Genomic DNA, 25,702 nt, shown 5'->3' with positions numbered 1-25,702 from the left:
ACGGTCACGAGAAGACCGCCTTCGGTGCGGTTCGTCAGCGCTACTTCGCCGCCATGGGCCCGCACAATCGTTCGCGCGATCGACAGGCCAAGACCGGTCCCACCGGTTTCGCGCGAGCGGGATTTTTCGAGCCGGAAAAACGGCTCGAACACTTGCTCGAGTTCGGCTTCGGGAACCCCAGGTCCGTTGTCGGAGACCCGTATCTGGACGTATTCGGCGTCATGTACGAAGGTGACCTCGGCCCCCCCGCCATAGCGCTGCGCGTTCTCGATGATGTTGCGCAGGGCGCGGCGCACCGATTGGGGGCGCAAGCGAACGCTTATGCTGTTGGCTGTATCAAGGGTGAAGCCGTCGATCATGTCGGCCTGCAACTGCTTCAGGTAGGCACCCAGATCCACCGTCTCGTAGACTTCGGAGCTGGCCATGCCCCGTGCAAAGGCAAGCGTTGCATCGACCATCTCCTGCATTTCCTCGATTGAGGCGACAAGACTGTCACGCGTTTCGTCCTCGTCCACCATCTCCGCCCGCACCCGCATGGCGGTCAGCGGAGAGCGCAGATCATGGCCCAATGCCGCAAGAAGTCTTGTCCTGTCCGCGACGAAACGCGTCAGTCTCGCCTGCATCCGATTGAAGGCCTGCGTGAGGCCGCGCACCTCGCTCGGACCGATCAGTGGCAACGGATCGACGGCTTCGCCTCGTCCAAGCTGGTCGGCTGCGCGAGAGACGCGCAGAAGCGGCCCGGTCAGACGGGTTAGAAGGAACCAGCAGGCCGAGACCAGAATGATCGCCGCCGTGATCCCGAAACTGACGATTGAAGCCCATGGCCACTGCAACGGCGGCCGTTCGAACCGTGTTCCGACATTCAGCCACTGCCCGTCCGCGAGGGCGATCGACAGTTGCATTTCGATCGCGGAAAGCTCGCCCCGCATCATCGCGAGATGCATTTCGGCCATCTCTGGCGCGAGATGTGGCATCGGCGGAATGCCTTGTTCGACCTCGTGCAATTCCACGCGGATTTCCCGATCGTTCGCGCCACCCAGAAGTCCGCGAACGCGCGCCTCCACGGCTCCACCATCGGCATGGCTCTCATGGTCTACGGCGGGAATGTCCGAAAGATCGAAGCGCACCAACGGAGAATTCGCCGCTCTCAGGATCGCCTGCTGCAAAGACTCCGGCGCCTCTTCGAGCAAGAGCGCGACGTTCGCGGCCCGGCCTGCCGCTTCGAAACCCAAGGCGGCGCGCACGGCGAGACCACGCTCGTCGACGAACAGCCACAGGCTGATCGTCTGTGCGACAGCAAGCGCCGCGACGATCAGCAGGACCAACTGCCCACGAAGATTATCGAAGGGGCGCGGCATCAGCTCAACTCGTGGACATCGGCAGCCAGGCAATAGCCGCCGCCGCGCACAGTCGTGACGATGCGCGGCCGCGACGGATCAAGCTCGATCTTCCGGCGCAGTCGGCTGATCTGATTGTCTATGGTCCGGTCAAATACTGACGCTGCGCGGCCTGCCGTCAGATCGAGCAACTGATCGCGGCTGAGGACAAAACGAGGACGTTCCAGCAGGACGGTCAAAAGCTTGAATTCCGCGCTGGTCAGATCGATTTGCTCACCGTCCTCGTTCGAAAGTACCCGACTGTCGGTGTCAATTATCCAATGGGCAAATGCGATACGTCGGCCCGAAAGTGTACCTGCATAGGGCTCAGCTTTAGTCGAACGGCGCAGGATGGCCTTGATCCGGGCGACCAGTTCACGCGGGTTGAAGGGTTTCGCTAGGTAGTCATCCGCGCCGATTTCAAGGCCAACAATCCGGTCGGTTTCCTCCCCGAGCGCGGTCAACATCAGGATCGGAACGGATCCACTTGCCGAAAGTCGGCGGCACACGGAAAGACCATCTTCCCCCGGCATCATGACATCGAGGACGATGAGGTCGTACTTGCCGTTCGCAAGCTTCGCATCCATGTCGACCGCGTCGCGCGCGGACGTTGCGCGCATCCCGTTCTTTTCCAGGTAGCGCGTCACGGCATCGCGGATTTCGCGGTGGTCATCGACGACAAGAATGTGTGGCGGTTCGTTCATGACCCTTCCTTTAGATGAATGCCGCGTGTTCTTCCCAAGAGATTTGTCACGAATTGTAACAGGCACCGCGATTGTGACCTGCCGATACAAAACGACTGGGTTGTCGGCATTCCGTAGCGAGAGATATCTGCCATATGTTCTGTATCGCAACACTGACACGAGGTGACCTAAATGAAACGCAATACTCTACTCGCTGCAATGACCCTCACTGCAACCGTCCTTGGCGGTGCAGCATTCGCGGAGTCCCACCACGGACAAGGCGGAAAATCCGGACCCGGTGCCGCGCAAGGAGGTGCCCCCGGCATGATGGGCATGATGGAGGGCATGGATGGAATGATGGATATGATGCAGCGCATGCATGGCAACATGATGGGCGGCGGCATGATGGGCGGTATGGGCCCGATGGGCGGAGGCATGATGAAGATGCTGGACGCTGATGGCGACGGCAAGGTCACTCCTGAAGAGATGCGCACGCAGCTGCAGGCCAAGCTTGCCGAACATGACAGCGATGGCGACGGCTCCCTCTCGATTGCAGAGTTCGAAACGCTTCACAGCGCGATGATCCGCGAGATGATGGTGGACCGATTCCAGCACCTCGATGCCGACGGTGACGGCGCGGTGACGGCGGAAGAGATGGTGGCGCCTGCCGAAATGATGGAACGGATGCAGATGATGCGGTCGAACATGGCGCAGTCGCAGGGTCAGCCCGGCAATGGCCAGGTCATGGGCGACGGAGACATGATGAACAACAATTGAGAGGTTCGGCGCCAGTTCTGACTGGCGCCGCCTTCCCAAGCGTCGGATCCGCAAGACATCCTGACGCCAACGTCAGACCGCAGCCGGATTTGCCAAATCCAGGCAATGACTAGCAACCACAGAAAAACCGAAAGGGAGAAAATCCAAATGGCCTATACCTATGATCGCGTTTTGAAAGATGTCGCGGTGGACGACGCCGAAATGCTTGTTCGCGACGCATTGGCAGAAAAGGGTTTCGGTGTGCTGACCGAAATCGACGTGAAGGCGACCATGCACGAGAAACTGGGTGTGGAGATGCCGCCCTATCGCATTCTTGGTGCCTGCAATCCGGGCATGGCCCACAAGGCCATCGAAATCGAGCCGCGCATCGGCGCGATGCTGCCCTGCAACGTCATTTTGCGCCAGGTAAACGGAGGCACCGAAATCAGCGCCATTGACCCGGTGGCGTCGATGCAAGCGGTAGAGAACGCCGAGTTGCACTCGGTCGCCGGTCAAGTCCGCGATTTGCTCCGGGCCGCTTTGGACGCGGCCTGAAGTCTCTCTCGATGCCCTTGACCTGACATGAGGCGCAGATGAACCGTAACAATACGCTCACACCAACCGTCAAGACCGCCATCGCGCTGGCATTCGCGGCGGCCTTGCTGGTCCTTGCGTTCGGACCGCTGCCCGACACCCTGACCCGCCTGAACGGCGACAGGATCTCTGCTTGGGTCATGGCTGCAGGTATCTGGGGGCCAATTTTAGTCGTCGGACTGATGACGATAGCGATCGTGGCCACGCCGATCCCAAGTGCACCCATCGCACTGGCTGCAGGCGCGGCCTACGGCCACACCGTCGGAACAGTTTACATCGTTCTCGGTGCCGAATTCGGCGCTCTTGCAGCCTTCGTTCTCGCCCGGTTTTTGGGTCGGGACGTATTGCGGCAATGGTTTGGCGATAAGGTCGATGCTGGCTGGCTTGGCTCTCAGAACGCGCTGACATTCACGGTTTTTATCAGTCGGCTGTTACCGTTCGTTTCGTTCGATATCGTCAGCTATGCAGCGGGGCTCAGCCGACTGCATTTCTGGCGCTTCGGACTGGCCACGTTAGCCGGAATTATTCCTGCCAGTTTCGTACTCGCGCATTTCGGCAACGAAGCCGTCAGCGGAGACACCTCCCGTGCTGCCTGGGCTGCAATCGGACTGGGCGCTCTGACCCTGACCCCGCTCGTCTTCATCGGCGTCAGGGACTGGCAAAGATGTAGATTACGCCATGACTGATCATGACGCACACCATCTTCTGAAACTAGCACCATGGAATGAGCGCCAGGGGAATTTCGGTTTTCGGTTCCAAAGCAAAGAACAGGGACTCCCTCAATGTTGACCGCAGCGATACCATTTCCGGACATCGGAACCGATCTGTTCTCGATCGAAATCGGCAGTTTCACATTCGCGCTGCGCTGGTACGCGCTGGCCTATATCATCGGAATCCTCATCGGATGGCGCATCTGTTTGGCCGCCGTCAACCGCCCGGCACTCTGGCCCCCGGCCGGTCCGCCACTTGATCGCGAGCAGATCGAGAACCTTCTGACATGGATCATACTGGGCGTGATCGTGGGTGGGCGCCTGGGTTTCGTGCTGTTTTATCAGCCCGGCTATTACCTGGCCAACCCGCTGGAAATCCTCAAGGTGTGGCAGGGCGGCATGTCGTTCCACGGCGGTTTTGCGGGTGTAGGGATTGCGGCGCTGATATTCTGTCTTCGTCAGAAAAGATCCCTGCTCAGCACCGCAGACCTGCTTGCGCTGGCAACTCCGCCGGGGCTGTTTCTGGGACGGCTGGCGAATTTCACCAACAACGAGCTTTGGGGGCGGCCTACGGACGTTCCTTGGGCGATAATCTTTCCGGGCGAGGCGGCGCAAGTCTGTGACGGCATCACCGGGCTCTGCGCCCGACACCCTTCGCAGCTATACGAGGCGCTTCTGGAAGGGCTGCTGCTCGGAACACTCCTGCTCTATCTCGCCTGGCGCCGCAGCTGGCTGAAGGCTCCCGGTGCTCTGACCGGGGTTTTCCTCACTGGGTACGGCCTTGCCAGAAGCTTCGTGGAACTGTTCCGGCAGCCGGACATGCAGTTCGTGACCGCCGAGAATCCGATCGGTCACGCGCTTCATTTCGGCGAATGGGGGCTGACGATGGGTCAAGTGCTTTCCGCGCCGATGATCGTGACAGGACTGGCTCTGATTTTTTACTCCTTCAGTCACTTCGGAAGCGCAGCCGACCAGAGGCCAAATACCGTCGTGTGATTAAGTGGAGCCAAGAAAAGGAGGAACTCGAATGAACAGCAATGTGGAAGAACAATACAGTGGAACAGCGACCGAGAACGCACTGGTCGAAGGCCGAAAAGCGTTTCTCGGCTTCCTCGCGAAACGGCTCGGCAACCGCGCGGATTCCGAGGACGTTTTCCAAGAGTTCTGCATTCGGGTGCTGACTCGCAAGGATCAGCTTCGCGACGTGGAACGCATGGATGCATGGCTATACGCGATCCTCCGGTCCACCATGAACGATCATTTTCGCAAAGCCACTCGGCGCAGCCGCTTGGCCGTAGCTGTCGCACGAGACCCACATCAGTTGGTTGCCGATGCGCCGGTGCAGATGGCGCGGCCCTGCACTTGTCCGAGCAGGCTGCTTACCGAGCTTCGTACCGTTGATGCCAAATTGATCCGGCGGATCGATTTCGGTGAAGAGGACCGGAAAATCGTGGCCGCCGATATGGGGTTGAACCGCAATGCCCTTGGCGTTCGGCTGCACAGGGCGCGCGCTGCTCTGCGCGAGGCGATCCAATACCATTGTGGAGCCTGCTGCCTGGAGGATCCCGATGATTGCTACTGCCCAGTCTAGCGCCGAAGCGATCCCCTACTGCGACAAGCAAAGCTAGGCGACGGAATCAGGCGAACAATTCAGGGCATTCACGGGCGCATTTGTTGGTCAAAATGATGTACACCAGATGCAGCGTTGCGAGCCCCGCCAGCAGGCAGAAAAACGAAATGTAGGCAAACTGCAGAAAGGCGATATCGATCACGATCACCGCCACCAGCGTCAGGGCGAAATGGCGCATATGTTTGTAATGCGACAGCGCTGGCGGCAGGGTGATAAGGGTCACATAGATCGTATTGGTCAGCCAGCGTGGCATCATGTAATCAAGCCACATTGATTTTTCATAGGCCAGCGACTGGTTGTTGATCTCGACCACGACCATGCTGCTGTTCAGCCCGTGCGGGATGTAAAGCAAAAGACCGAAGGCCAGTCCGATCAACGCCATGAGGCGGAACAACCGCTTCCGAGGGCTGTCGTCCGGTTCCAGAACGTAGACCGAGTATGGCACCCAGATCGGCCACATGAACCAGGTGAAAAAAATGAACCCCATAGCTCCCCATAAGACCGTCAGGGGATCGTTTCCGTTCATGCCGACCCAGACAAAACCCTCGGTAAGCTGTTGCAGTCCGGCAAAAAGCGGCATCAGGGCAAGCGGAAGATACCGTTTGTTTCGCCGCCACGCCACAATTGAAATGGCCGTGCCGCCGCCAACAAGAAAAACGCTGGCGGCAAAGCTGACTTGCGCGGACAAGCACATGGAATTCTTTCTCCGACAATTTTTTTTGGGACGGCCCAAAGTGCAAACCTAAGGCACAAACTGGGCGTTGAAAAGCAACCGGCTCATTATGGGAGTCCTATCGGCGCCGCTGACCACCCATTGCGATGGGACGGTCGCGGGCGCAGCTCAGTCGCGATTACCTCCCTGAGCACGAGGCCTCTGCGGAGACTTGGCGCGCCCCGTCGGCAAAGTATTCGAATTGCCGAGTTGAGGAATCGCCAGTGGCTTTCATGCAAATCAATGCCTTTCGGATGGAACTGTAAGGTTTGGAGACCGGCAACGTCTATTCACCAAACGGTCGTTCTCGATCGCAAGGAAAGTGAACAGGAGCCAACATGAAATCATTGACCCTTGAGGTCCGCGGGCTGTTCGAGGAACTCGATCATCTCGCGGTCGAACGCCATTTGTCAGCTCTCGGCGGCGTGCACAGCGCCGAAGCGAACCCGGCATCGGCAAGCGTGACAGTCCACTACGATGAGACGGCAGTGGGCGAGGAAGAGCTGCGCAACACGGTTGAGGCCTGCGGATTCCACTGCGCCGGGGAGCGGGTTCCGAACCATGTCTGCCACGCCGACCATCAAATGTCTGGCGCGGAGGCCCCGGCTGGCCACGACGCGATGGCGCACGAGATGGGCCACGGCGGTGGCATGGACATGGCCAGCATGGTCCGCGACATGCGCAATCGCTTCTGGGTGGCGCTGCTGTTCACCATCCCGATCTTCACTTATTCGCCAATGGGTGGCCTGTTCACGCCACCCGCGCCGCCCTTCGGTCTGGAACTGGATCTGTGGCTGTTCTTCTTGGGTAGTGCCGCGATAATCTGGCCGAGCTGGCCGTTCTTCGTCGCCGCCTGGCGCGCCTTGCGCAACGGCATCCTGAACATGGCGGTGCTGGTCGTGCTGTCGGTTGGCACCGGTTATGTGTTCAGTGTCGGGTCTACCTTCTTCTTTCCGGGCGTGCAATTCTACGAGGCGGTGGCGGTGCTGCTGGTGTTCATCCTGTTGGGTCACTGGCTGGAGATGCGCGCGCGGGCCGGGGCGTCTGCTGCAATCCGCGCACTGCTCGATCTTGCACCGCCGATGGCGACCGTTATCCGCGATGGGCAAGACGTCGAGGTGCCTACCTCCGAAGTCCTTGAGGGCGAGATCGTGCTGATCCGGCCCGGCAACAAGATCCCGGTGGATGGCGAGGTTGTCGAAGGCGCGTCGCTGGTCGACGAATCCATGCTGACAGGCGAGTCCATGCCGGTCAACAAGGCCGTCGGCGACACCGTGATCGGCGCCACCATTAACAAGAGCGGCAGTTTCCGGTACCGCGCCACCAAGGTCGGGGCCGACACCGCGCTGGCGCAGATCGTCAAGCTGGTGCAGGAGGCGCAGAACTCCAAGGCACCCGCCCAGCTTCTGGCCGACAAAGCCTCACAATGGCTGGTGCTGATCGCCATCGTGATCGGGCTTGCAACCTTCGCGGTCTGGTTCTGGTGGATCGGCTCTCCACTTTTGTTCGCGCTGACGCTGACGATCACCGTCTTCGTCATCGCCTGCCCGGACGCGCTTGGGCTTGCTACGCCGATGGCGGTGATGGTGGGCACAGGGTTAGGGGCGCAGCACGGTATCCTGTTCAAGAATGCCGGTGCGCTGGAAGACGCGACCAAGCTTGACGTGATCATCTTCGACAAGACCGGCACGTTGACCATGGGCGAACCGCGCGTGGTCGAGGTCGTTGCCGCCGAAGGCGGCGCGGAGGATGGCGCGCTGCGGGCTGCGGCGGCCGTCGATCGCGGCTCGGACCACCCGCTGGCGCTCGCCATTGTCGAACGCGCTGCGGACCTCGACGTCCCGCAGATGGCCGAGTTTCTCAACCTCGAAGGCCGCGGCGCGCGCGCCGAAGTCGCAGGCAAGACCGTGCTGGTAGGCAATCGGCGCCTGATGGACGAGGAGGGTATCGACGTCGGCACCCTGACGGCGGAGGCCGAGCGCCTGAAGGGCGAGGGCCGCACGGTTGTGCATGTGGCGCAGGGCGGACGGATGCTGGGCCTGATCGCCATCGCTGATGCGCCGCGTCCAAGTGCGATGGCCGCCGTGGCCAAGCTGCGCGAACGCGGCGTCGAGGTGGCGATGCTGACCGGCGACAACGAAGGCACGGCGCGCCGCATCGCGGGCGAGCTGGGCATCGACATGGTGCTGGCCGACGTGCTGCCGGGCCAGAAGGCCGAGAAGGTGAAAGAGCTTCAGGCCCAGGGCAAGAAGGTCGGCATGGTCGGCGACGGCGTCAACGACGCACCCGCGCTGACCCAGGCCGATGTCGGATTTGCCATCGGTGCGGGTACGGATGTGGCGATGGAAAGCGCCGATGTCGTGCTGATGAAAAGCGATCCCTACGATGTCGTGGGGGCCATCGAGTTGTCGCGCGCCACCTTGCGCAAGATGCACCAGAACCTGTTCTGGGCCGTGGCTTACAACGTGGTCGCCTTTCCGATGGCGGCAGGGGTGTTCTATCCGTTGATCATCAGCCCCGCCGTGGCAGCACTTGCCATGTCGGGCAGCTCCGCGCTGGTGGCGGTCAACGCGCTGCTGCTGAAACGAACGCGGCTGGAAGGTATTGGTGCGGGCAAGAGTGGGTCCGCCAGCGGCGGCGGTCAGGGCGATGCGCAGGCAGGCCAGGTGCCGCTTCACGCCGGAAACTCGCAGAAATCACATTGAAGAAGGGGGACTTGAGATGTCTGACACATCATCGACCAAGACACCGGACGGGCAGGGCATGGCGGCGCGGTTTCCCACCGCCTATTCCATCCTGTTCGGGCTCATCATTGTTGTCGCGGCGCTGACCTGGATTATTCCTGCGGGCCAATATGACCGCGCCATGAACGAAGAGGTCGGGCGCGAGATCGCCGTGCCGGGTACGTATCAAACGGTCGAGCCCAATCCACAGGGGGTCATCGACGTCATGCTGGCACCGGTGGCGGGGTTTTATGATCCCGACAGCTATGCCGCAAATGCCATCGACGTGGCGCTGTTCGTACTGCTTTTGGGCGGCTTTCTGGGCGTGGTGAATGCCACGAATGCCATCGACACCGGCATCCAGACGGCGATGGTGCGGCTGAAGGGGCGCGAGATCTGGATGATCCCGATCCTGATGTCGCTCTTTGCCCTGGGCGGCACGACCTATGGCATGGCCGAGGAAACGCTGGCCTTTTACGCGCTTCTGATCCCGGTGGTGATCGCGGCGGGCTACGATTCCGTGACCGGCGTGGCGATCATCCTGATCGGTGCCGGGATCGGCACGCTGGGATCGACAATCAACCCCTTCGCCACGGTGATCGCGTCTAACGCGGCAGGCATCCCGTTCACGGATGGTATTGCGCTGCGGCTGGTCCTTCTGTTGGGCGGCCTCGCGATCTGCGTGGCCTACGTCATGCGCTATGCCTCGAAGGTTAAGGCCGACCCGGCCCGGTCCGTCGTCGCTGCGCAACGCGACAGCGACCGGCAGTTTTTTCTGAACGAGACGGATGCAACGTTCGAGGAGCCGAAGCTGAGCGGAACTCAGAAGCTGGTCCTGATCCTGTTTTTTGCGACCTTTGCGGTAATGATTTGGGGTGTCTCGAGCCAGGGATGGTGGATGGCTCGGATGGGCGCGCTGTTCTTCGGCATGGCCATCGTCGTCGGGCTGGTCGCCCGCATGGGGGAGAAGAAGCTAACGTCGTCCTTTGTCGACGGAGCGAAGGATCTTCTGGGAGTTGCGCTGGTGATCGGTCTGGCGCGCGGCATCGTGGTGATCATGGAGCAGGGCCTGATTGCCGACACGATCCTGAATAGTGCCGCCGATACCCTCGGCGGCCTGCCGGAAGTCGCGTTCATCAACCTGATGCTTTGGATCGAGATCGGGATGAGCTTTCTCGTGCCGTCGTCGTCCGGCCTGGCCGTCCTGTCGATGCCGATCCTTGCCCCTTTGGGGGATTTCGCGGGGGTCGGCCGTGACCTCGTGGTGACGGCCTATCAATCGGCGAGCGGGCTCGTGAATCTGATCACGCCCACCTCTGCGGTTGTGATCGGCGGTCTGGCCATCGGGCGCGTGTCGTTCGACCGCTGGGTCGTCTTCGTCTGGCCCCTGCTGCTGATCCTCGTCGTCTTCATCTCGGCCGGGATCAGCCTGGCCGCCATTCTCTGATTAGAAAGAAGGAGGCATTCCAGATGTCTGAACCGAAATTGGGCGTTCATTCCGAAGCCGGCACATTGCGGCAGGTGATCGTATCGCCACCCGGCCTGGCGCATCGCCGTCTGACACCGGACAACCGCGAAGACCTGCTGTTCGACGATGTGTTCTGGGTCAAACAGGCGATCAAGGATCACGCCGTCTTTGCCGATATCATGCGCGGCGAAGGGGTCGAGGTGTTGGATGCGATGGCGCTGCTGGGTGAGACGCTGGACATTTCCGACGCGCGCGCCTGGGTTCTCGACCACCGCATCACCCGAAATGACGTCGGCGTGGGGATGCGGGACGACTTGCGTGCCTGGATGGAGGGTCTGCCCGGCACGGAACTGGCCCGTTTGCTGGTCGGCGGCATCCGGGTGGACGATCTGCCCTTCACGCCCTCCGGCATGTTCGGCAGCTACCTTGGCCCGCACGGTTTCGTGCTGCCGCCGCTGCCAAATTTCATCTTTACCCGCGACAATTCAGCTTGGGTCTATGGCGGCGTGAGCCTGAACCCGATGCATTTCGCGGCACGGCGGCCCGAAACGCTGCTGATGGCAGCAGTCTACCGGTTTTATCCGACATTCGCGGATCGAGTGCGGGTCTGGTTCGGCGATCCGACGCGGGAATTCGGGACTGCTACGGTGGAAGGCGGCGACATCATGCCCATCGGGCACGGTGTCGTCATGGTCGGCATGGGCGAACGATCGACCCCGCAGGCGGTGGGCCAACTGGCCGAGGCGCTGTTCGAGGGTGGCGACGTGACGCGGGTGATCGCCTGCCAGATGCCCAGTTCGCGCGCGGCGATGCATCTGGACACCGTTTTCACCCATTGCGGGGGCGATGTGGTGACCACTTTCAAGGAGGTGGCGGATGCGATCACCTGCTATGACCTGCGCCCTGGTCAGGGCAAGGCCGCGCTCGATATCCGCCGGGATGCGCGCCACATATTCGAGATCACCGCTGAAATTCTGGGCCACAAGAAACTGCATCTAGTGCCCACCGGCGGGGCCGACGCCGCGGAGCAATCGCGCGAACAGTGGAATGATGGCAACAACGTGCTGGCGCTGCGCCCCGGCGTCGTCATCGGCTATGACCGCAACGACGACACCAACGCCGCACTGAAGGAGGCCGGGATCGAGGTGCTGGCCATCCCCGGTGCCGAACTGGGCCGGGGCAGGGGCGGCAGCCACTGCATGAGTTGCCCGACGATCCGCGACGCAATCTGAACCACCGACGATAAGGAAATCCCATGTCCTACAATCTGAGAAACCGCCATTTCCTGGCCCTGCGCGACTTCACGCCGCAGGAAATCAGCTTCTTGCTGAAACTCTCCGCCGACCTGAAGGCGGCGAAATACGCCGGCACCGAAATTCCGCGCCTGACCGGCAAGGAAATCGCCCTGATCTTCGAGAAGGACAGCACCCGCACCCGCGTCGGCTTTGAGGTGGCGGCCCACGATCAGGGCGCGCATGTGACCTATCTTGGCCCCTCGGGGTCGCATCTGGGCAAGAAGGAAACCGTCAAGGACACCGCGCGCGTGCTAGGCCGGGTCTATGACGCGATCGAATATCGCGGATTTGGTCACCCTATCGTCGAGACGCTGGCGCAATACGCTGGCGTGCCCGTCTATAACGGGCTGACGGACGAATTCCACCCGACGCAGATCCTTGCCGACTTCCTGACCATGCAGGAACATTCCGACAAGCCGCTGCGCGAGATCGCCTATTGCTTCATGGGCGATGCGGGCAACAACATGGGTGACAGCCTGCTGATCGGCGGGGCGAAGATGGGCATGGATGTGCGCCTGTGCGCGCCCGAAAGCCTGTGGCCGGGCCAGGCGATCCGCGACGAGGCCGATGACGTCGCCGTGCAGACCGGCGCGCGGATCACGATCACCGAGGATGTGGACGCCGCGGTGAAAGACGTCGATTTCGTCTATACCGATGTCTGGGTGTCGATGGGTGAGCCCAAGGAAAAATGGGCGGAACGGATCGAGCTGCTGACGCCCTATCAGGTGAATTCCGATGTGATGGCCAAAACCGGCAATCCGAGGGCCAAGTTCATGCATTGCCTGCCCGCCTTCCACAATGCCGAGACCGAAGTCGGCGCCGGTATCGAAGAGGAATTCGGCATCACGGCGATGGAAGTCACCGAAGAGGTGTTCGAAAGCCCGGCCTCCATCGTGTTCGATCAGGCCGAGAACCGGCTGCACACGATTAAGGCGGTGCTCGTCGCCACGCTGGGCAACTAGCGGTGCTGGTTGTCGCCGCATTGGGGGGCAATGCATTGTTGCGCCGTGGCGAGCCGCTGACCGCCAAGGCGCAGCGCGAGAACGTCGCCACCGCGGCTGCCTCGCTGGCGCAGATCATCAAGGCCGGACACCGGCTGGTCGTCACCCACGGCAACGGGCCGCAAATCGGCCTGCTTGCATTGCAGGGTGCGGCCTACAAACCCGATGCAGTGTTCCCGCTGGATGTGCTGGGGGCGGAAACCGATGGCATGATCGGTTACATGATCGAGCAGGCGCTTGAAAACGCCCTGGGCCATGACCGCCCGGTCGCGACCCTGCTGACCCAGATCGAGGTCGATCCCAAAGACCCGGCCTTCGCCAAGCCCACCAAGTTCATCGGCCCGGTCTATGACAAGGCGGAAGCCGAACGGCTCGCGCAGGCGCGGGGGTGGAGCATTGCTGCGGATGGCGCGCATTGGCGCCGCGTGGTGCCGTCGCCGATGCCGAGTGGCATTCCCGACCTGAAGGTGCTGGAACTGCTGCTCGAGCAGGACGTGACGCTGATCTGCGCAGGCGGCGGTGGCATTCCGGTCGTCCGGCGTGCCGACGGTTCGCTGATCGGGGTCGAGGCGGTGATCGACAAGGATCACGCGACGGCGCTTCTGGCACACAAGCTGAACGCCGACGCGCTGTTGCTGCTGACTGACGTCGAGGCCGTGTTCCGCGACTTCGGCACCGACGCGCAATCGGCTATAAGGCAGGTGTCGCCGGAGGACGCAGTGCGTCTGGACCTGCCGGACGGGTCGATGGCGCCGAAGGTGGCCGCCGCCGCGACTTTCGTATCCGATCGCGACCGTTTCGCCTGCGTAGGTCGGCTGGAAGATGCGCTGGCCATGCTGGAAGGTCGCGCAGGGACGATGATCGCAAACACATGAAACCAAGGAGGACGATCCATGAAACGTCTGGAAGATAAAGTCGCCCTGATCACCGGCGGTGCGGCAGGCATCGGTCTGGAAACCGCCCGGCTTTTCTTGAGTGAGGGGGCCAAGGTCGCGCTTGTGGACCTCCACGTTGACGACCTGTCGGATGCTGCGGGGGATCTGGGCAATCCGGATGACCTGCTGACAATCGCCGCCGACGTCTCATCGGTCGAAGATTGCAAAAGATACGTCGCGCAGACCGTCGAGAAGTTCGGGCGCATCGACGTGTTCTTCAACAACGCCGGAGTCGAAGGCATGGTCGCTCCGCTGGTCGATCAGAAGATCGAGGATTTCGACCGCGTGATGGCGGTTAATGTGCGCGGCGCTTTCCTTGGGTTGCAGCATGTCTTGCCCGTGATGACTGGGCAGCAATCGGGCAGCGTGATCAACATGTCGTCGATCGCGGGCCTCAAGGGCAGCCCGAACGTCGCGCCCTATATCACGTCGAAACATGCCGTTGTCGGTTTGACGCGCGCCGCCGCGATAGAGGTCGCAGGCCACAACGTGCGTGTCAACTCGGTGCATCCCTCGCCGGTCAACACGCGGATGATGCGGTCGCTGGAGGAAGGGTTCAATCCCGGCCACGGCGACGAAGTGAAGCAACAGCTTGCCGGCACGATTCCGCTGGGTCGCTATGGTGAAAGCATAGAAATCGCCAATCTGGTCCTGTTCCTCGCCTCCGACGAGTCCGCCTTCATCACGGGAGCGCAGTATCCCATCGACGGGGGCATGTCGGCGGGCTGATCGGGTCTCTGCCCGTATGGGTTTGGAACCTGTTGCTAGGGGGCTGTCAGGTCGCCGTAAATGTCCCGACCCCAAGCGCCGCGTTCGTACGCGCAATCGACGCCGATCCGTCTCGCTCGGCTTCCGTCAGGGCACGGATCGCGTCGATGGTTTCGGGGATCACGATGGCCTGGTTGTCGACCATGTAGGCATAGAACAATTCGTCGCCCTCGACCTTGAGCATGTCCTCCCACAGAGCCACCTCATAGAGGCTGTCGTTGGGACGCCCGAAATCGGCCATCATCTCCTTGACCGCGTTAAGTGCGCCCAGCCCGTCCGCCATCCGGATCAACGCGATGCGGGAGGAGGCGCGGAACGCTTCCAGTACCTCGTCTTTGGACGCCTTGCGCGGCATCCTGACCGACCAATAATGCAGATGGGCAAGGGTCTGCGGCACCTTCACGGCCATCGTGATCACGTCGAGATCGGGATCGACGCTTTGTGCATCCGGGCCCTGATGGCTGGGAATATCGGGTTCGGGCACAAGCGTGTTCATGATTCCACCCAGATGGCTTTCCCACGGGTCGGTGGCGCGCCGCAGGAGCGTTCCGCGCGCTGAGCCAAGAAGCCCCGCAACGTTCAGCGCTGTGAGGGTGCGGACGATCGACGTCGTGTTGCAGGACACCACGCGGGTGCTGTCGCGGCCAAGCGCGCTTGCATAGTTCGCTTCGGCAACAAAGGAATGGCCGGTCACCTCGTGTTTTTCGCCGCCATGAACGATGAAGCGGATGCCTCTTTCGCGGTAGGTTTCCACATTGCGCGCGGCTACTTTTTTTGGCGTGCAGTCCACCACGATGTCGGCGGTAGCAAGCATGTCGTTGAGCGCTCCGGCCACGTCCAGGCCGGCCTCTCGCATGGCCAGGGCGCGATCCGGGTCGGCGGCATAAAGCGCGAAACCCTTCGCGCGCGCCATGCGGGCGCGCCAGTCGGAGGTGACGTCCGCCACGCCAACGAGGTCCATGTCCTCTTGTGCGACCACTGCGTCTGCCACACGTTTGCCGATCACGCCGTATCCGTTTACGGCAACTCTGATAGGTTTCATGTCAGTCATCCCGCTCTCGTGAATTCTGTGCCGGTCGAAATATCCCAGGCGGTTTCGCCTGCCTCGACCTTGGCAATATAGTCGCGGGTCAGCGGGACCGCATCACGGCGCTTGGCAAGCTGGATCTGGAAGACCATCAACCGCCCGTTCCGGAACGCCATTTCGCAGACAGCCAGATAGAATTCCCACATACGGCAGAACCGCTCGTCGTAAATCATGCGCGCAGTCTCGCGCTCGGCGGCGAACCGTTCGGACCAGTGTCGCAGCGTCTCGGCGTAATGCAACCGCAGGACCTCAACATCCGTGACCCACATCCCCGCACGCTCTGCTGCCGCGATGGTTTCGGACAGCGTGGGCAGATAGCCCCCGGGGAAGATGTATTTGCGGAGCCAGGGATCGCTCCCGCCTTTGGGCGCCATCCTGCCGATCGCATGAACAAGAGCGACCCCATCGGGCCTGAGAACGCGCTGAAGGGTGGTAAAAAACGCATCGAATCCGCTGCGGCCCACATGCTCGAACATACCTACGGACACGACGCGATCGTATAGCCCATGCTCTTCGCGGTAATCGCGCCGTTCAAAGGCCACCCGATCAAACAGGCCGGTTTGCTGGGCACGTTCGCGGGCAGCGGCAATCTGTTCGGCCGAGAGGCTGAGCCCGGTCACGCGCGCCTCGTGTTGCTGGGCAAGCTCCATCGCCAGCCCGCCCCAGCCCGAGCCGATGTCGAGAACCTCCAGACCGGGTCGCATCAACAGCTTTGCCGCGATGTGCTTTTTCTTAAAGGCCTGGGCCTCGTCCAACGTTTCGGTCCCGGTCGGGAAGTAGGCGCAGGAGTATTGTCGATCCGCATCCAGAAAAAGGTCGTAGAGTTCGGTCGAGATATCGTAGTGATGCGCCACGTTCGCGTGAGACCGGCTGATCGGATTATGATGCAGCCTGCGGCTCAGGAATGCGTCCAGCCAGCGGGTCAATCGTCTGCCAGGCAATGCGTCGATAGTATCTATGTCGGTCATGCAGATCGAGAGGAGGTCGCGCAGGCTGCCAGTTTCAATGCGCAGCGTCCCGTCCATATAAGCCTCGCCAAGTGCAATGCTGGGGTTCACCAGAAGTTGCACAGGCAGCACCTTTTCGGTCAAACGGACGGAAACGGCGGGTTCGCCGCCGGGGCCGAAATGCCACGTCTGGCTGCAGGGATCGTAGATGGTGAGGCGTCCGTTTTGAACGAGGCGTCGCAGCGATTTGGCGAGCAACCACATGGCCGCCCGTCCCGGTGCGAGACGTCCGGTTTCAATCCGGCTACCTTCTTGTTCAAAGCGTTCGTCGGGAGAGGTTTCGCTATTGGACATGATCGCGTGCTCCGTCTTGTTTTTTGTCGGCAGGCGGCGTCAACCGCCGCTTTCTGATAAAACAGACGAAAGACGACAAGGTTCATTACAGCGCAGCGCCCTGCCGACACGGTGCCCGCGGTGCACAGGCGTCCGTAGGCAGAACCCTTGGAAAACTGATCGGCGTGTCCTCGCTTGCGGACCATAGAACGCGATCCGTGAATTGCAGACACGCCGGTGAGCGAGGGTCAGCGCATCGGGGCTCAGTCCGTCGTTTTCGCTCCGGCGTCGTCCTTCAGCGCTTGAAAACGAGCGCGGGCCTTTTCCGCTGCGTCGCAATCGCAATCGAGAAAGCCATGAACCGGGCAGGTCAGGCACATCTGTTCCAACCTTGTCTTCAACGCCTGCCGACCCCGGTGAAGGCGGACCGTGAGGTTGTTCAAGGTGATGCCAAGGTCCTTGGCGACAGCATCGCGCGGCTGCTCCTGAAGATCGACGCGCCAGATTACTTCGGCATATTCCGGTCTGAGCGTCGGCAACAGCTTGTACAGACAATTGCATATCGCCTCGTCGAGTTCTTCGTCGAACCCGTTTTGGACGCTGTCCAGGTCGGTTGGGGCCATGACTACCTCCCTCTGGCGCCTTCGCGAAACCTTGCGACCGTAGTCGGCGATGGAAGACGCCAGAATCTGGCCGAGCCAGCCACGAACGGCGCGCACATCGCGAAGTTGCTCGGAGCGGTCAATGGCGCGCAGCATGAACGTTTGCAGGACATCCTCGGCTGCCTCCGGATCTCCCAGCCGCCGACGCAGGAAATTCAGGATATGCTGCCGACCTTCCACCAGCGAGCGACGGACAGCGATGTCCGCATCCTTGGCGGCTGTGTTGGGCTGATCTGCTGTGGATAACCGATCATTCGGGTCGTGATTCATGATACACCTCTGAAAAGTAAGACGCCGAACTATCGAGAACGTTACACTTTTTCGGGTGCTTCGGGTGACCTGATTGTTGGTGGTTTTGCTGTTGGGTATGCACAGGCGCGGTCTTTTGGAACCCGGGCCAACGGGCGTATGCCAAGGAATGCGTAAGGTTTCGGCTGCCGCAGCGTCTTCTTACTTCGCCCCTGAGTTGGCACATCGGAAAATTTCTGCAATTCCTGCCACTTCTGACTTGGAAAGGAAATCTCGATGTCGCCGACTGTCATAACCAAAATCGTTTTGGCCATGTTCCTGTGGGCGGCGTGCTTTCCATTGATCACGGCAGGGCTGCAATACGCGCCGCATCTGACTTTTGCGACAATGCGCGCAGTTCTGGCCGGAGCAACTTTGGTGGGTCTGGCCATGATTTTGCGCAGACCATTCCCGCGCGGTTGGCGCACGTGGTTGACCTTGGGGATCGTCGGGATTGGTGCGACAAGTTTGGGATTTCTGGGCATGTTTCATGCAGCAGAATTCGTGTCTCCGGGCCTCGCCACGGTCATCGCAAACGCGCAGCCGCTGCTGGCCACGATACTGGGTGTTGCATGGCTTGGCGAGAGGCTGCCCAAGGTCGGTAGGGTCGGCCTTTCGATCGGATTCATGGGAATCCTCGTGATCGCGCTGCCGCATTTGCTCGATGGAGGTCAAGAGGGGTCGGCCATCGGTTTCGCCTATATCGTTTTGGCCGCGGTTGGGGTGACCATCAGCAACGTGGCCATCAAGTCCGTCGCCGGCAAAGTGGACGGGCTTTTCGCAATGGGGTTACAGTTGCTCATCGGCAGCGTGCCACTTGGGTTGGCAGCCCTCGCGGTGGAAGATCAAAACGCCATTCAATGGAACGCGGTCTTCACGGCATCGCTTTTGGGGCTGGCCCTGTTCGGCTCAGCGCTGGTGTATTGGCTCTGGTTTTCCGTGCTGGAGGCAGTTGAGCTGAACCGGGCGATTGTGTTCAGCTTTCTTGTTCCAATCTTCGGTCTTTCAATTGGTGCCTTGTTTTTCGGGGAACGCCTGTCCGGGATTCAATTTTCCGGTATTGCGCTGGTCATTTTGGGGATCGTGTTCGTCAACTTTAAGGGAGCAAGGCGGTCTCAAGGTCGATAATACAGGACAACCTGTTAACCTGTTTTCTAACGGTCGTTTTGGCTATTGTCTTCGTCGAAAGCCTGTTCGCTTCGATACGAATGTGTGTTGCTTATTCAGAGTGACGCGCGGAGGGGCAAATTGTTCTTAGAATGACTGCGCGCATTGTACGTTAGAGAGACAATGCTCGAATCAGCGCTGTATCGGCGCTGATCGCACCTTCGCAAACCTCTTGGAAAGGGCAGAGACATCATGGCATCGCAAGACAGTGGCAAGCCCGATGTGCCCGACGCTTCGCCGGAGCGCGCCCTGTTGGACGGGCGCGGAGCGTTTATGGGATTTCTGGTCAAACGGCTTGGCAACCGCGCAGATGCAGAGGATGTCCTGCAAGACTTCTGCATCCGCGTGCTGTCACGCAAGGATCAGCTCCGAGAGGTCGAACGAATGGATCCGTGGCTCTACACAATCCTGCGGTCCACTTTGAACGATCACTACCGCAAAGGGACCCGGCGTAGTCGGCTGGCGGCGGCGGCGGCGCGTGAACCAGAGGAATGGATTGCCGATGCGCCCTCACAGATGGCGCGGCTGTGCACCTGCCATGGCGGGCTGATTTCCGAACTGCGCCCGGCGGATGCCGAACTGATCCGGCGCATCGATTTCGGCGAAGAAGATCGCGAAAGCGTGGCAGCCGATCTGCGGCTTAACCGCAACGCACTTGGTGTCCGGCTACACCGGGCACGCACTGCTTTGCGCGAGGCGCTTACAACGCATTGCGGCAAGTGCTGCCAAGAGGACCGGGACGATTGTTACTGTCCGCCGGAGGGCTGCGAGAACGACAAACACGAGACTGATTGCGAAGAAGAGGGACAACTATCCTGATCGCAGCGAAGTCGGGTCTGTAACGATTTCCATGATCCAGCGTCTTCTTCTGTGAGTCTGCCCGAAGGCACAACCGCAGGAGAAATTGAACATGCCACGTATCACGTCGGATTGGAACTCGGGAGTACCCCGTCAACCATCATCCGATGACGATCTTCGCGTCTTTTTTTCCCGGATGACCTGCGCATGTGCCGAGACCTCCGCGTACGCAGATGCCCCGATGGCGCGCGCGTTGTTCAACCGTGTGGAAGTGATGAAACAACCCCGGACACTTGCGGCAATCGCACTGGGCATTGCACCTGGCGATGCGACCTATCTCCTTCCCGGTCTGCGCGAGGATGGGGCGAAGGATTGCGTGCGTCTGCTGGATGCGAAGAGACCGCCCGCAAAGACCAACTATGAGAAGGAAATCAGCGATGAATAAGAGCTTGCGCCTTGCAACTGTGGCGCCGGAGCACCCCCCCGCAGCTGCCTCCGATGACGCGAAGATAGGCACTCACGTTTCCTATGCTCAAGACGCCTTTGAACGCTGGATGCTGTTTCTCGACACGCTGGGTGAACGCGCCGACAACATGATCGCGCATGAGCGGCAGGGCATGCCGCCGCTACTGGATTTCGATTACGAACTGCTGCTGGACGCACGCACCTTTGAGCGGTCGGCCAACTACGCGCTGCTCAGGATCACGCGGGTCGGCGACGATTGCTGGGACGATTGCGTGGACGAGGCCAAGCCGCCCGTGATCGTCATTGATCCGCGCGCCGGGCACGGGCCCGGTATCGGCGGCTTCAAGCGCGACAGCGAGGTCGGCATGGCGATGCACGAGGGCCATCCGGTCTATTTCGTGATCTTCTACCCCGAGCCCATGCCAGGTCAGACGCTGTCGGATGTGCATTATGCCTTGCGCGACTTCGTCTCCGAGGTCGCTCGTCGTCACCCGGACACAGCCCCCGTGCTCTACGGCAATTGCCAGGCCGGTTGGGCGGCCACGCTGCTGGCCGCCGATTGCGACGGTCTGACCGGTCCGATTGTACTGAACGGCTCGCCGCTCAGCTACTGGTCGGGCGAGGCGGCAAGCAGCCCGATGCGGATGATGGGCGCACTGTCGGGCGGGGCATGGGCCGCCCATATGATCTCCGATCTGGGGGACGGGCGGTTCGACGGTGCCTGGCTGGCACAGAATTTTGAGACCTTGCAACCCGAAAAGGCGATCTGGGACAAATACGCGAACCTCTTTGCCCATGCCGACACCGAACGCGAGCGGTTCCTTGAGTTCGAACGCTGGTGGAATGGCTACTACACGCTCAGCCGCGAGGAAATCCTCGGCATCACGCAGAACCTGTTCATCGGCAACCGGCTGGAACAGGGCGAGATGCAGCTGGATGCGCATTGCACCGTCGATCTTAAGCGCATCAGCAATCCGCTGATCATCTTCGCCTCGGACGGTGACAACATCACGCCGCCCGAACAGGCAATGGGGTGGATTGGCAAGCTTTATCCCGATACCGATGCGCTCAAGGCAGCCGGGCAGCGCATCGTCTATATGACGCATCCGCGTGTCGGGCATCTGGGCATCTTCGTCTCCGGCTCTGTCGCGCGGCTCCAGCATCGTGCGATTCTGGAAAGCCTGGACGATGTCGAGGCCCTTTCCCCGGGTCTCTACGAGATGGTGATCGACAACCCGTCGGGTGACCCGGACTGCGAGACCGGCGATTTTGAGGTGCGATTCGAGCCGCGCGAGGTCGATGATCTGGGCATTGCATCGGACGATGCGGCCTTGAAACAAGTGGCGCAGATATCGCGGATCAACGAGGCGGTCTATTCGACTTTCGTCAGTCCTTGGATCCGCGCCGCGACGACCCCGGCCAGCGCTGAGGCGCTCCGTGCGCTGCACCCCATGCGCTGGACCAGAACGATGTTCTCCGAACAGGTGAACCCGTGGATGGCCCTGATCAAGTCCACCGCCGAAACGCTGCGCGAGACGCGCTCACCATTGCCGGACGACCACCCCGCGATCGTGGCCGAGCGTGCGCTGTCGGCGCGCACCGGCGAGGGTATAGGCGCATGGCGCAAGGGACGCGATGCCTGGATCACCCATGTCTTTGGCGCGATGTTCGGCAATTTCCCGTTCGCCGCAGCAACCACACAGGCGGAAAAACCGTCGGCCTCATCAAAAAAGGAATGAACAATTATGGAATGGCTTTTTGAAAACTGGGTTTTGGTTCTCGTCTTCGGCGGAATGGCCGCAATGCACCTTTTCGGGCACGGACATGGCGGACACGAACATGGCAAGTCGACCAAGCGTCATGGTGCGCACGACAAGAAGACCGAAGCTTCCGCCGATACCGAGGCAACGTCCAAAGATGCCTGACTTCGCCGAATGCTGCGATCCTGCGGAACTGCTTGATCTGTCCGGCCGGAAAGGTCTGGTTGTCGGCATCGCCAATGATCGCAGTCTGGCGTGGCCTGCTGCCCTGCATTTCCGTCAAGCGGGTGCCGAGCTCGCCATCACCTATGTCGATGAGCGCACCAAACCTCATGTGGTGCCATTAGCTGCACGTCTCGAAGCGCCGATCCTGCTGCCCTGTGACGTGAATGCGCCGCACGATCTCGACGCTGTCTTCGACGCCATCACGGACCGCTGGGGAAAATTGGATTTCATCCTTCATGCCGTGGGCAGCGTGCCGCCCCGCGACCTTCATGGCCGCCTGACTGACTGTTCGGCTGCAGGATTTTCCCAAGCGATGCATGTGTCCGTCCATTCGCTGATCCGCATGGCGCATCTGGCTGAGCCCCTGATGAGAGGCAGCGGCAGCCTCATCACGCTCAGTTATCTCGGCGGCGAACGTGTGGTGGAGAATTACAACGTGATGGGGCCGGTGAAGGCGGCGCTTGAGGCCACGGTGCGCTATCTGGCCCACGAACTCGGGCCATCGAACATCCGCGTCAACGCCATTTCGGCGGGACCCGTGATGACCCGCGCGGCGTCCGGGTTGACCGGCTTTGCGGGTCTTCTGGACGCGACCGCGCGAGTTGCCCCATTGCGGCGCAACGTCACGGCCGACGAGGTGGGCCGCGCCGCCCTGCTGTTCGCCAGCGACTATACCGGCGGCATCACGGGCGAGGTGCTGCATGTCGATGCGGGTGTTCACGTCGAAAGCCCTGTCGCCGCAGCCGAGATGAACTCTAAATCGGAGGAATCATGATGCGCCAGACCAGTGACGAAACCGATCAATTACCCGCAACAGAGCGCCGCGATTTCCTGTATTATGCAACGGCCTCAACCGGCGCGGTTGCCGCAGGCGCGGCGGTCTGGCCGTTGATCAATTCGATGAACCCCTCGGCCGACGTGACCGCGTCCGGCACGGTCAGGGTTGATCTTTCCGGCGTCGAACCGGGTCAACGTATTACCGTGAAATGGCAGGGGCGCCCGGTCTTCGTCTGGCGCCGGTCACCAGCCGCAATTGAGGCTGCACGAGCCGTCGATCTCGACCAGCTTCCCGATCCTGTTGACGAAGCAGTCGAGAATCCGAACGCAAGTAGTGAAGAGCCAGCGCTGGATGAAAACCGCGCGGCGGGCGAGGATGGCGAATGGCTGATCGTCATCGGTGTCTGCACCCATCTGGGGTGCATTCCGCTGGGGCAGGATGGGTCGGCGGTGGGCGAGTTCGGCGGTTGGTTCTGCCCGTGCCACGGATCGCATTACGATACCTCGGGCCGGATCCGGAAGGGGCCGGCCCCACGCAACCTCGACATCCCACCTTACGATCTGGGCGACGACCTGCAACTCGTTATCGGCACCTGACGTGCTGAACCAGCCAAAATTCAAGAAGGAGACTATGACATGCAAGCCAGGGATATCATGACAACATCGGTGATCTCGGTCCCGCTGGAGGGACAAATCGAGGACGCGGTACGCTTGATGCTCGACCACAATATCAGCGCGCTGCCCGTCGTTGACGCCGAGGGCGACCTCAAGGGACTTGTCAGCGAAGGCGACCTCATGCGGCGTGTCCGCGAAACAGACGGACCACGCCGGTCATGGTGGCTCGAGGTGCTTGGCGGGGCAAGCGAATCCGCACAGGATTTCGTGAAGTTCAAAAGCCACCGGGTCGAAGACGTGATGACAAGGGATGTGGTTTCGGTAGAAGAGGATACGAATGTCGCGGAAATCGCGCGTCTTCTGGAAAAGCACCGGATCAAGCGCGTGCCGGTGGTGAGATCCGACAAAGTGGTCGGCATCGTCAGCCGTGCGAACCTGCTCCACGCCTTGTCGGCGCTTCAGGATGGGGCGCTGCCGGAGCCGTCGGAGGACGACCGCGTGCTGCGTGCGAAGATTGAAGAGGCTCTGAAAGAAGTGCCCGGTGCAGCGGTCAACCTCATCAACTACACGGTGGACAAGGGGAATGTCGCCGTCTGGGGTGTCGCCGACAGCGATTTCGAGGAGAATGCGATCCGGGTTGCCGTCGAAAACGTGCCCGGTGTCAGGATGGTTGAGGTCCATATGGGACGACTGCCGGCCTGGGCTTACGGGATCTGACTCACATTGCGCAGATAAACCCGGCCTGTCAGGACGTCGATCGCATCGAGGAGGGTTCGTATGATGGCGCTAACGCCAGGTGCCGCCGACCCTGAAGACAAAACGATTGAAATCGTCGGGGCCGGTCCCGCAGGTCTGGTCTGTGCAATCGTTTTGGCCAAGGCCAATCGTCGGGTCGTGGTGCGAGAGTGGCACGAAGATGTCGGCCATCGGTTCCACGACGACTTTCAAGGCCTTGAAAACTGGACCGCCGCCGGGAACGTTCTGGGCGAGTTGGCGGAGGCAGGGGTCGCCGCGGATTTCGATCATCTTGGCGTGACGGAAGGCGTCGTCTTTGATAGCCGCGCCACAGCGCACCGGGTGCATGGATCGAAACCCCTGTTCTACCTGTTGCGGTGCGGCAATGCAGCGGGAACGCTCGACAGGGCCTTGCTGGATCAGGCGCGTACGGCGGGGGTAGAGGTGCGATTCAATGATCGCGTGAAGAGAACCGCCGGCAATATGATCCTGGCAGGCGGGCCGCGGCGGGCCGATATCATCGCCGTGGGCTACGTCTTTGACACGACCATGGCCGATGGCACGTGGCTGGCGTTCGGGGCGGAGATTGCCCCGAAAGGCTACGCCTATCTGCTCGTGCGTCAGGGGCGCGGCACGGTGGCCAGTTGCATGTTCTCGGGCTTTCGCGATCAGGCAAAATATCTTGCCGCGACGGTGGCATATTTCGAACGTCACGCCGGGCTGCAAATGCAAAGACCGAGAGGCTTCGGGGGTTTCGGGAATGTCCGATTGCCGCGCACCGCGATGCAGGGCAGAAACCCGGTGATCGGCGAACACGCGGGCCTCGCGGGATCGACTACCTGGTCGGAAAGCTGGGATCAAACGACACGAACGACGCCTTGGGCCAGGCCTACCGGCTGTCATTGCCTAAGCGCCTGCTGCTGCCGCTCGCCCGATTTCGCTATCGCAACCCTTTGCAGGATCGAAGTTGCAGCCACAACAACTGCATTTGTGTCTGGTGCCAGTACGGCGCGCATGAAGTAGCGGACACCTGACGGATGTGCCTCCCTGCGAATTCGCGTTCCAAGCATAGCGTCGGCTTCGTGACGCCGATGTTGCGACTGGACCGGTGGGGCGGTAAGCCGCGATCATGAGCAGCTCGCACGCACCTCGTCAAAATTCCGTGACGTTGCCGCAGGCCCGGCAAGCGATC

Annotated in this window: 27 protein-coding genes; 20 read left to right on the top strand and 7 right to left on the bottom strand. The window is 61.1% G+C overall.

The window, feature by feature from the left end; genetic code table 11:
• Together ROS217_RS22870 and ROS217_RS22865 are read right to left on the bottom strand one after the other, a co-directional pair.
• A partial coding sequence (locus ROS217_RS22870; protein WP_009820186.1) for an ATP-binding protein occupies window positions 1-1,358 on the bottom strand: 1,358 nt, incomplete at its 3' end.
• A complete protein-coding gene (locus ROS217_RS22865) occupies window positions 1,358-2,080 on the bottom strand; it encodes a response regulator (RefSeq protein ID WP_009820185.1) in 723 nt (240 codons plus the stop codon). The genes ROS217_RS22870 and ROS217_RS22865, both read right to left, overlap by 1 nt.
• Before the next feature lie 171 nt (window positions 2,081-2,251).
• Between ROS217_RS22865 and ROS217_RS22860 the strand changes: the two genes are divergently transcribed.
• The 5 genes from ROS217_RS22860 (at window position 2,252) to ROS217_RS22840 (ending at window position 5,710) form a co-directional block, all read left to right on the top strand.
• Window positions 2,252-2,836, top strand: coding sequence for an EF-hand domain-containing protein (locus ROS217_RS22860; protein WP_083781627.1), 585 nt, complete (start codon window positions 2,252-2,254; stop codon window positions 2,834-2,836).
• A 147-nt stretch (window positions 2,837-2,983) separates the two neighbouring features.
• Entirely contained in the window at window positions 2,984-3,370 is a 387-nt protein-coding gene (locus ROS217_RS22855; protein ID WP_009820183.1) for a DUF302 domain-containing protein, read from the top strand.
• 38 nt (window positions 3,371-3,408) lie between these two features.
• A complete protein-coding gene (locus ROS217_RS22850) occupies window positions 3,409-4,095 on the top strand; it encodes a TVP38/TMEM64 family protein (protein ID WP_009820182.1) in 687 nt (228 codons plus the stop codon).
• A 96-nt stretch (window positions 4,096-4,191) separates the two neighbouring features.
• On the top strand, window positions 4,192-5,115 hold the full coding sequence (gene lgt, locus ROS217_RS22845) for a prolipoprotein diacylglyceryl transferase (RefSeq protein ID WP_009820181.1): 924 nt from the start codon (window positions 4,192-4,194) through the stop codon (window positions 5,113-5,115).
• A 31-nt stretch (window positions 5,116-5,146) separates the two neighbouring features.
• On the top strand, window positions 5,147-5,710 hold the full coding sequence (locus ROS217_RS22840) for an RNA polymerase sigma factor (protein ID WP_009820180.1): 564 nt from the start codon (window positions 5,147-5,149) through the stop codon (window positions 5,708-5,710).
• Between the two features lie 46 nt (window positions 5,711-5,756).
• On the opposite strand, the gene ROS217_RS22835 is transcribed toward ROS217_RS22840, so the two are convergent.
• Complete coding sequence (locus ROS217_RS22835; protein WP_009820179.1) at window positions 5,757-6,443, bottom strand: DUF6629 family protein; 687 nt, start codon at window positions 6,441-6,443, stop codon at window positions 5,757-5,759.
• Window positions 6,444-6,799: 356 nt separating this feature from the next.
• Here ROS217_RS22835 and ROS217_RS22830 point away from each other — a divergent pair, with 356 nt between their 5' ends.
• The 6 genes from ROS217_RS22830 to ROS217_RS22805 are packed head-to-tail and all read left to right on the top strand — an operon-like array spanning window position 6,800 to window position 14,612.
• Window positions 6,800-9,166, top strand: a complete 2,367-nt coding sequence (locus ROS217_RS22830) for a heavy metal translocating P-type ATPase (RefSeq protein WP_009820178.1) — start codon at window positions 6,800-6,802, stop codon at window positions 9,164-9,166.
• A 16-nt stretch (window positions 9,167-9,182) separates the two neighbouring features.
• Entirely contained in the window at window positions 9,183-10,631 is a 1,449-nt protein-coding gene (locus ROS217_RS22825) for a YfcC family protein (protein WP_009820177.1), read from the top strand.
• A gap of 23 nt (window positions 10,632-10,654) precedes the next feature.
• Complete coding sequence (locus ROS217_RS22820) at window positions 10,655-11,884, top strand: arginine deiminase (protein WP_009820176.1); 1,230 nt, start codon at window positions 10,655-10,657, stop codon at window positions 11,882-11,884.
• Window positions 11,885-11,907: 23 nt separating this feature from the next.
• Window positions 11,908-12,909 (top strand): ornithine carbamoyltransferase, encoded by a 1,002-nt coding sequence (gene argF, locus ROS217_RS22815; RefSeq protein ID WP_009820175.1) that lies wholly within the window; start codon window positions 11,908-11,910, stop codon window positions 12,907-12,909.
• 2 nt (window positions 12,910-12,911) lie between these two features.
• Window positions 12,912-13,823: a carbamate kinase gene (gene arcC, locus ROS217_RS22810; RefSeq protein WP_009820174.1), complete on the top strand. Its 912-nt coding sequence runs from the start codon at window positions 12,912-12,914 to the stop codon at window positions 13,821-13,823.
• An 18-nt stretch (window positions 13,824-13,841) separates the two neighbouring features.
• Window positions 13,842-14,612, top strand: a complete 771-nt coding sequence (locus ROS217_RS22805; protein ID WP_009820173.1) for an SDR family NAD(P)-dependent oxidoreductase — start codon at window positions 13,842-13,844, stop codon at window positions 14,610-14,612.
• Between the two features lie 46 nt (window positions 14,613-14,658).
• Here ROS217_RS22805 and ROS217_RS22800 read toward each other — a convergent pair whose 3' ends face one another.
• From ROS217_RS22800 to ROS217_RS24860, 4 genes are all read right to left on the bottom strand, one after another.
• The gene (locus tag ROS217_RS22800) at window positions 14,659-15,702 is read right to left on the bottom strand and encodes a type II glyceraldehyde-3-phosphate dehydrogenase (RefSeq protein ID WP_009820172.1); all 1,044 of its coding nucleotides are present in this window, start codon (window positions 15,700-15,702) and stop codon (window positions 14,659-14,661) included.
• Window positions 15,699-17,039: an SAM-dependent methyltransferase gene (locus tag ROS217_RS22795; RefSeq protein ID WP_009820171.1), complete on the bottom strand. Its 1,341-nt coding sequence runs from the start codon at window positions 17,037-17,039 to the stop codon at window positions 15,699-15,701. Before ROS217_RS22795 ends, ROS217_RS22800 begins: the two co-directional genes overlap by 4 nt.
• Before the next feature lie 242 nt (window positions 17,040-17,281).
• On the bottom strand, window positions 17,282-17,950 hold the full coding sequence (locus ROS217_RS22790; RefSeq protein ID WP_009820170.1) for an RNA polymerase sigma factor: 669 nt from the start codon (window positions 17,948-17,950) through the stop codon (window positions 17,282-17,284).
• A 41-nt stretch (window positions 17,951-17,991) separates the two neighbouring features.
• Entirely contained in the window at window positions 17,992-18,360 is a 369-nt protein-coding gene (locus ROS217_RS24860; RefSeq protein WP_254656532.1) for a hypothetical protein, read from the bottom strand.
• On the opposite strand from ROS217_RS24860, the gene ROS217_RS22785 reads away from it, so the two are divergent.
• The 9 genes from ROS217_RS22785 (at window position 18,242) to ROS217_RS22745 (ending at window position 25,533) form a co-directional block, all read left to right on the top strand.
• The gene (locus ROS217_RS22785; RefSeq protein WP_254656530.1) at window positions 18,242-19,096 is read left to right on the top strand and encodes a DMT family transporter; all 855 of its coding nucleotides are present in this window, start codon (window positions 18,242-18,244) and stop codon (window positions 19,094-19,096) included. The two genes, ROS217_RS24860 and ROS217_RS22785, sit on opposite strands and share 119 nt — an antisense overlap.
• A 231-nt stretch (window positions 19,097-19,327) precedes the next feature.
• Entirely contained in the window at window positions 19,328-19,954 is a 627-nt protein-coding gene (locus ROS217_RS22780) for an RNA polymerase sigma factor (RefSeq protein ID WP_009820168.1), read from the top strand.
• Between the two features lie 220 nt (window positions 19,955-20,174).
• Window positions 20,175-20,378 (top strand): hypothetical protein, encoded by a 204-nt coding sequence (locus ROS217_RS24855; RefSeq protein ID WP_254656525.1) that lies wholly within the window; start codon window positions 20,175-20,177, stop codon window positions 20,376-20,378.
• Window positions 20,371-22,137, top strand: a complete 1,767-nt coding sequence (locus ROS217_RS22770; protein ID WP_083781626.1) for a DUF3141 domain-containing protein — start codon at window positions 20,371-20,373, stop codon at window positions 22,135-22,137. The genes ROS217_RS24855 and ROS217_RS22770 overlap by 8 nt, the downstream gene beginning before the upstream one ends.
• A gap of 6 nt (window positions 22,138-22,143) precedes the next feature.
• Window positions 22,144-22,323 carry a hypothetical protein gene (locus tag ROS217_RS22765; protein WP_040652282.1) on the top strand — a complete coding sequence of 60 codons (180 nt, stop codon included), beginning with the start codon at window positions 22,144-22,146 and terminating at the stop codon, window positions 22,321-22,323.
• On the top strand, window positions 22,316-23,158 hold the full coding sequence (fabI, locus tag ROS217_RS22760; RefSeq protein WP_009820165.1) for an enoyl-ACP reductase FabI: 843 nt from the start codon (window positions 22,316-22,318) through the stop codon (window positions 23,156-23,158). Before ROS217_RS22765 ends, fabI begins: the two co-directional genes overlap by 8 nt.
• On the top strand, window positions 23,155-23,757 hold the full coding sequence (gene petA / locus ROS217_RS22755; RefSeq protein ID WP_009820164.1) for a ubiquinol-cytochrome c reductase iron-sulfur subunit: 603 nt from the start codon (window positions 23,155-23,157) through the stop codon (window positions 23,755-23,757). The genes fabI and petA overlap by 4 nt, the downstream gene beginning before the upstream one ends.
• Window positions 23,758-23,796: 39 nt before the next feature.
• Complete coding sequence (locus ROS217_RS22750) at window positions 23,797-24,492, top strand: CBS domain-containing protein (RefSeq protein WP_009820163.1); 696 nt, start codon at window positions 23,797-23,799, stop codon at window positions 24,490-24,492.
• Between the two features lie 63 nt (window positions 24,493-24,555).
• Window positions 24,556-25,533: an NAD(P)/FAD-dependent oxidoreductase gene (locus ROS217_RS22745; protein ID WP_254656524.1), complete on the top strand. Its 978-nt coding sequence runs from the start codon at window positions 24,556-24,558 to the stop codon at window positions 25,531-25,533.
• The last annotated feature ends 169 nt before the right edge of the window (window positions 25,534-25,702 follow it).

It is taken from the genome of Roseovarius sp. 217 (assembly GCF_000152845.1).
In the GTDB taxonomy this organism is placed as follows: domain Bacteria; phylum Pseudomonadota; class Alphaproteobacteria; order Rhodobacterales; family Rhodobacteraceae; genus Roseovarius.
This window is presented reverse-complemented; position numbering and strand designations above follow the sequence as displayed.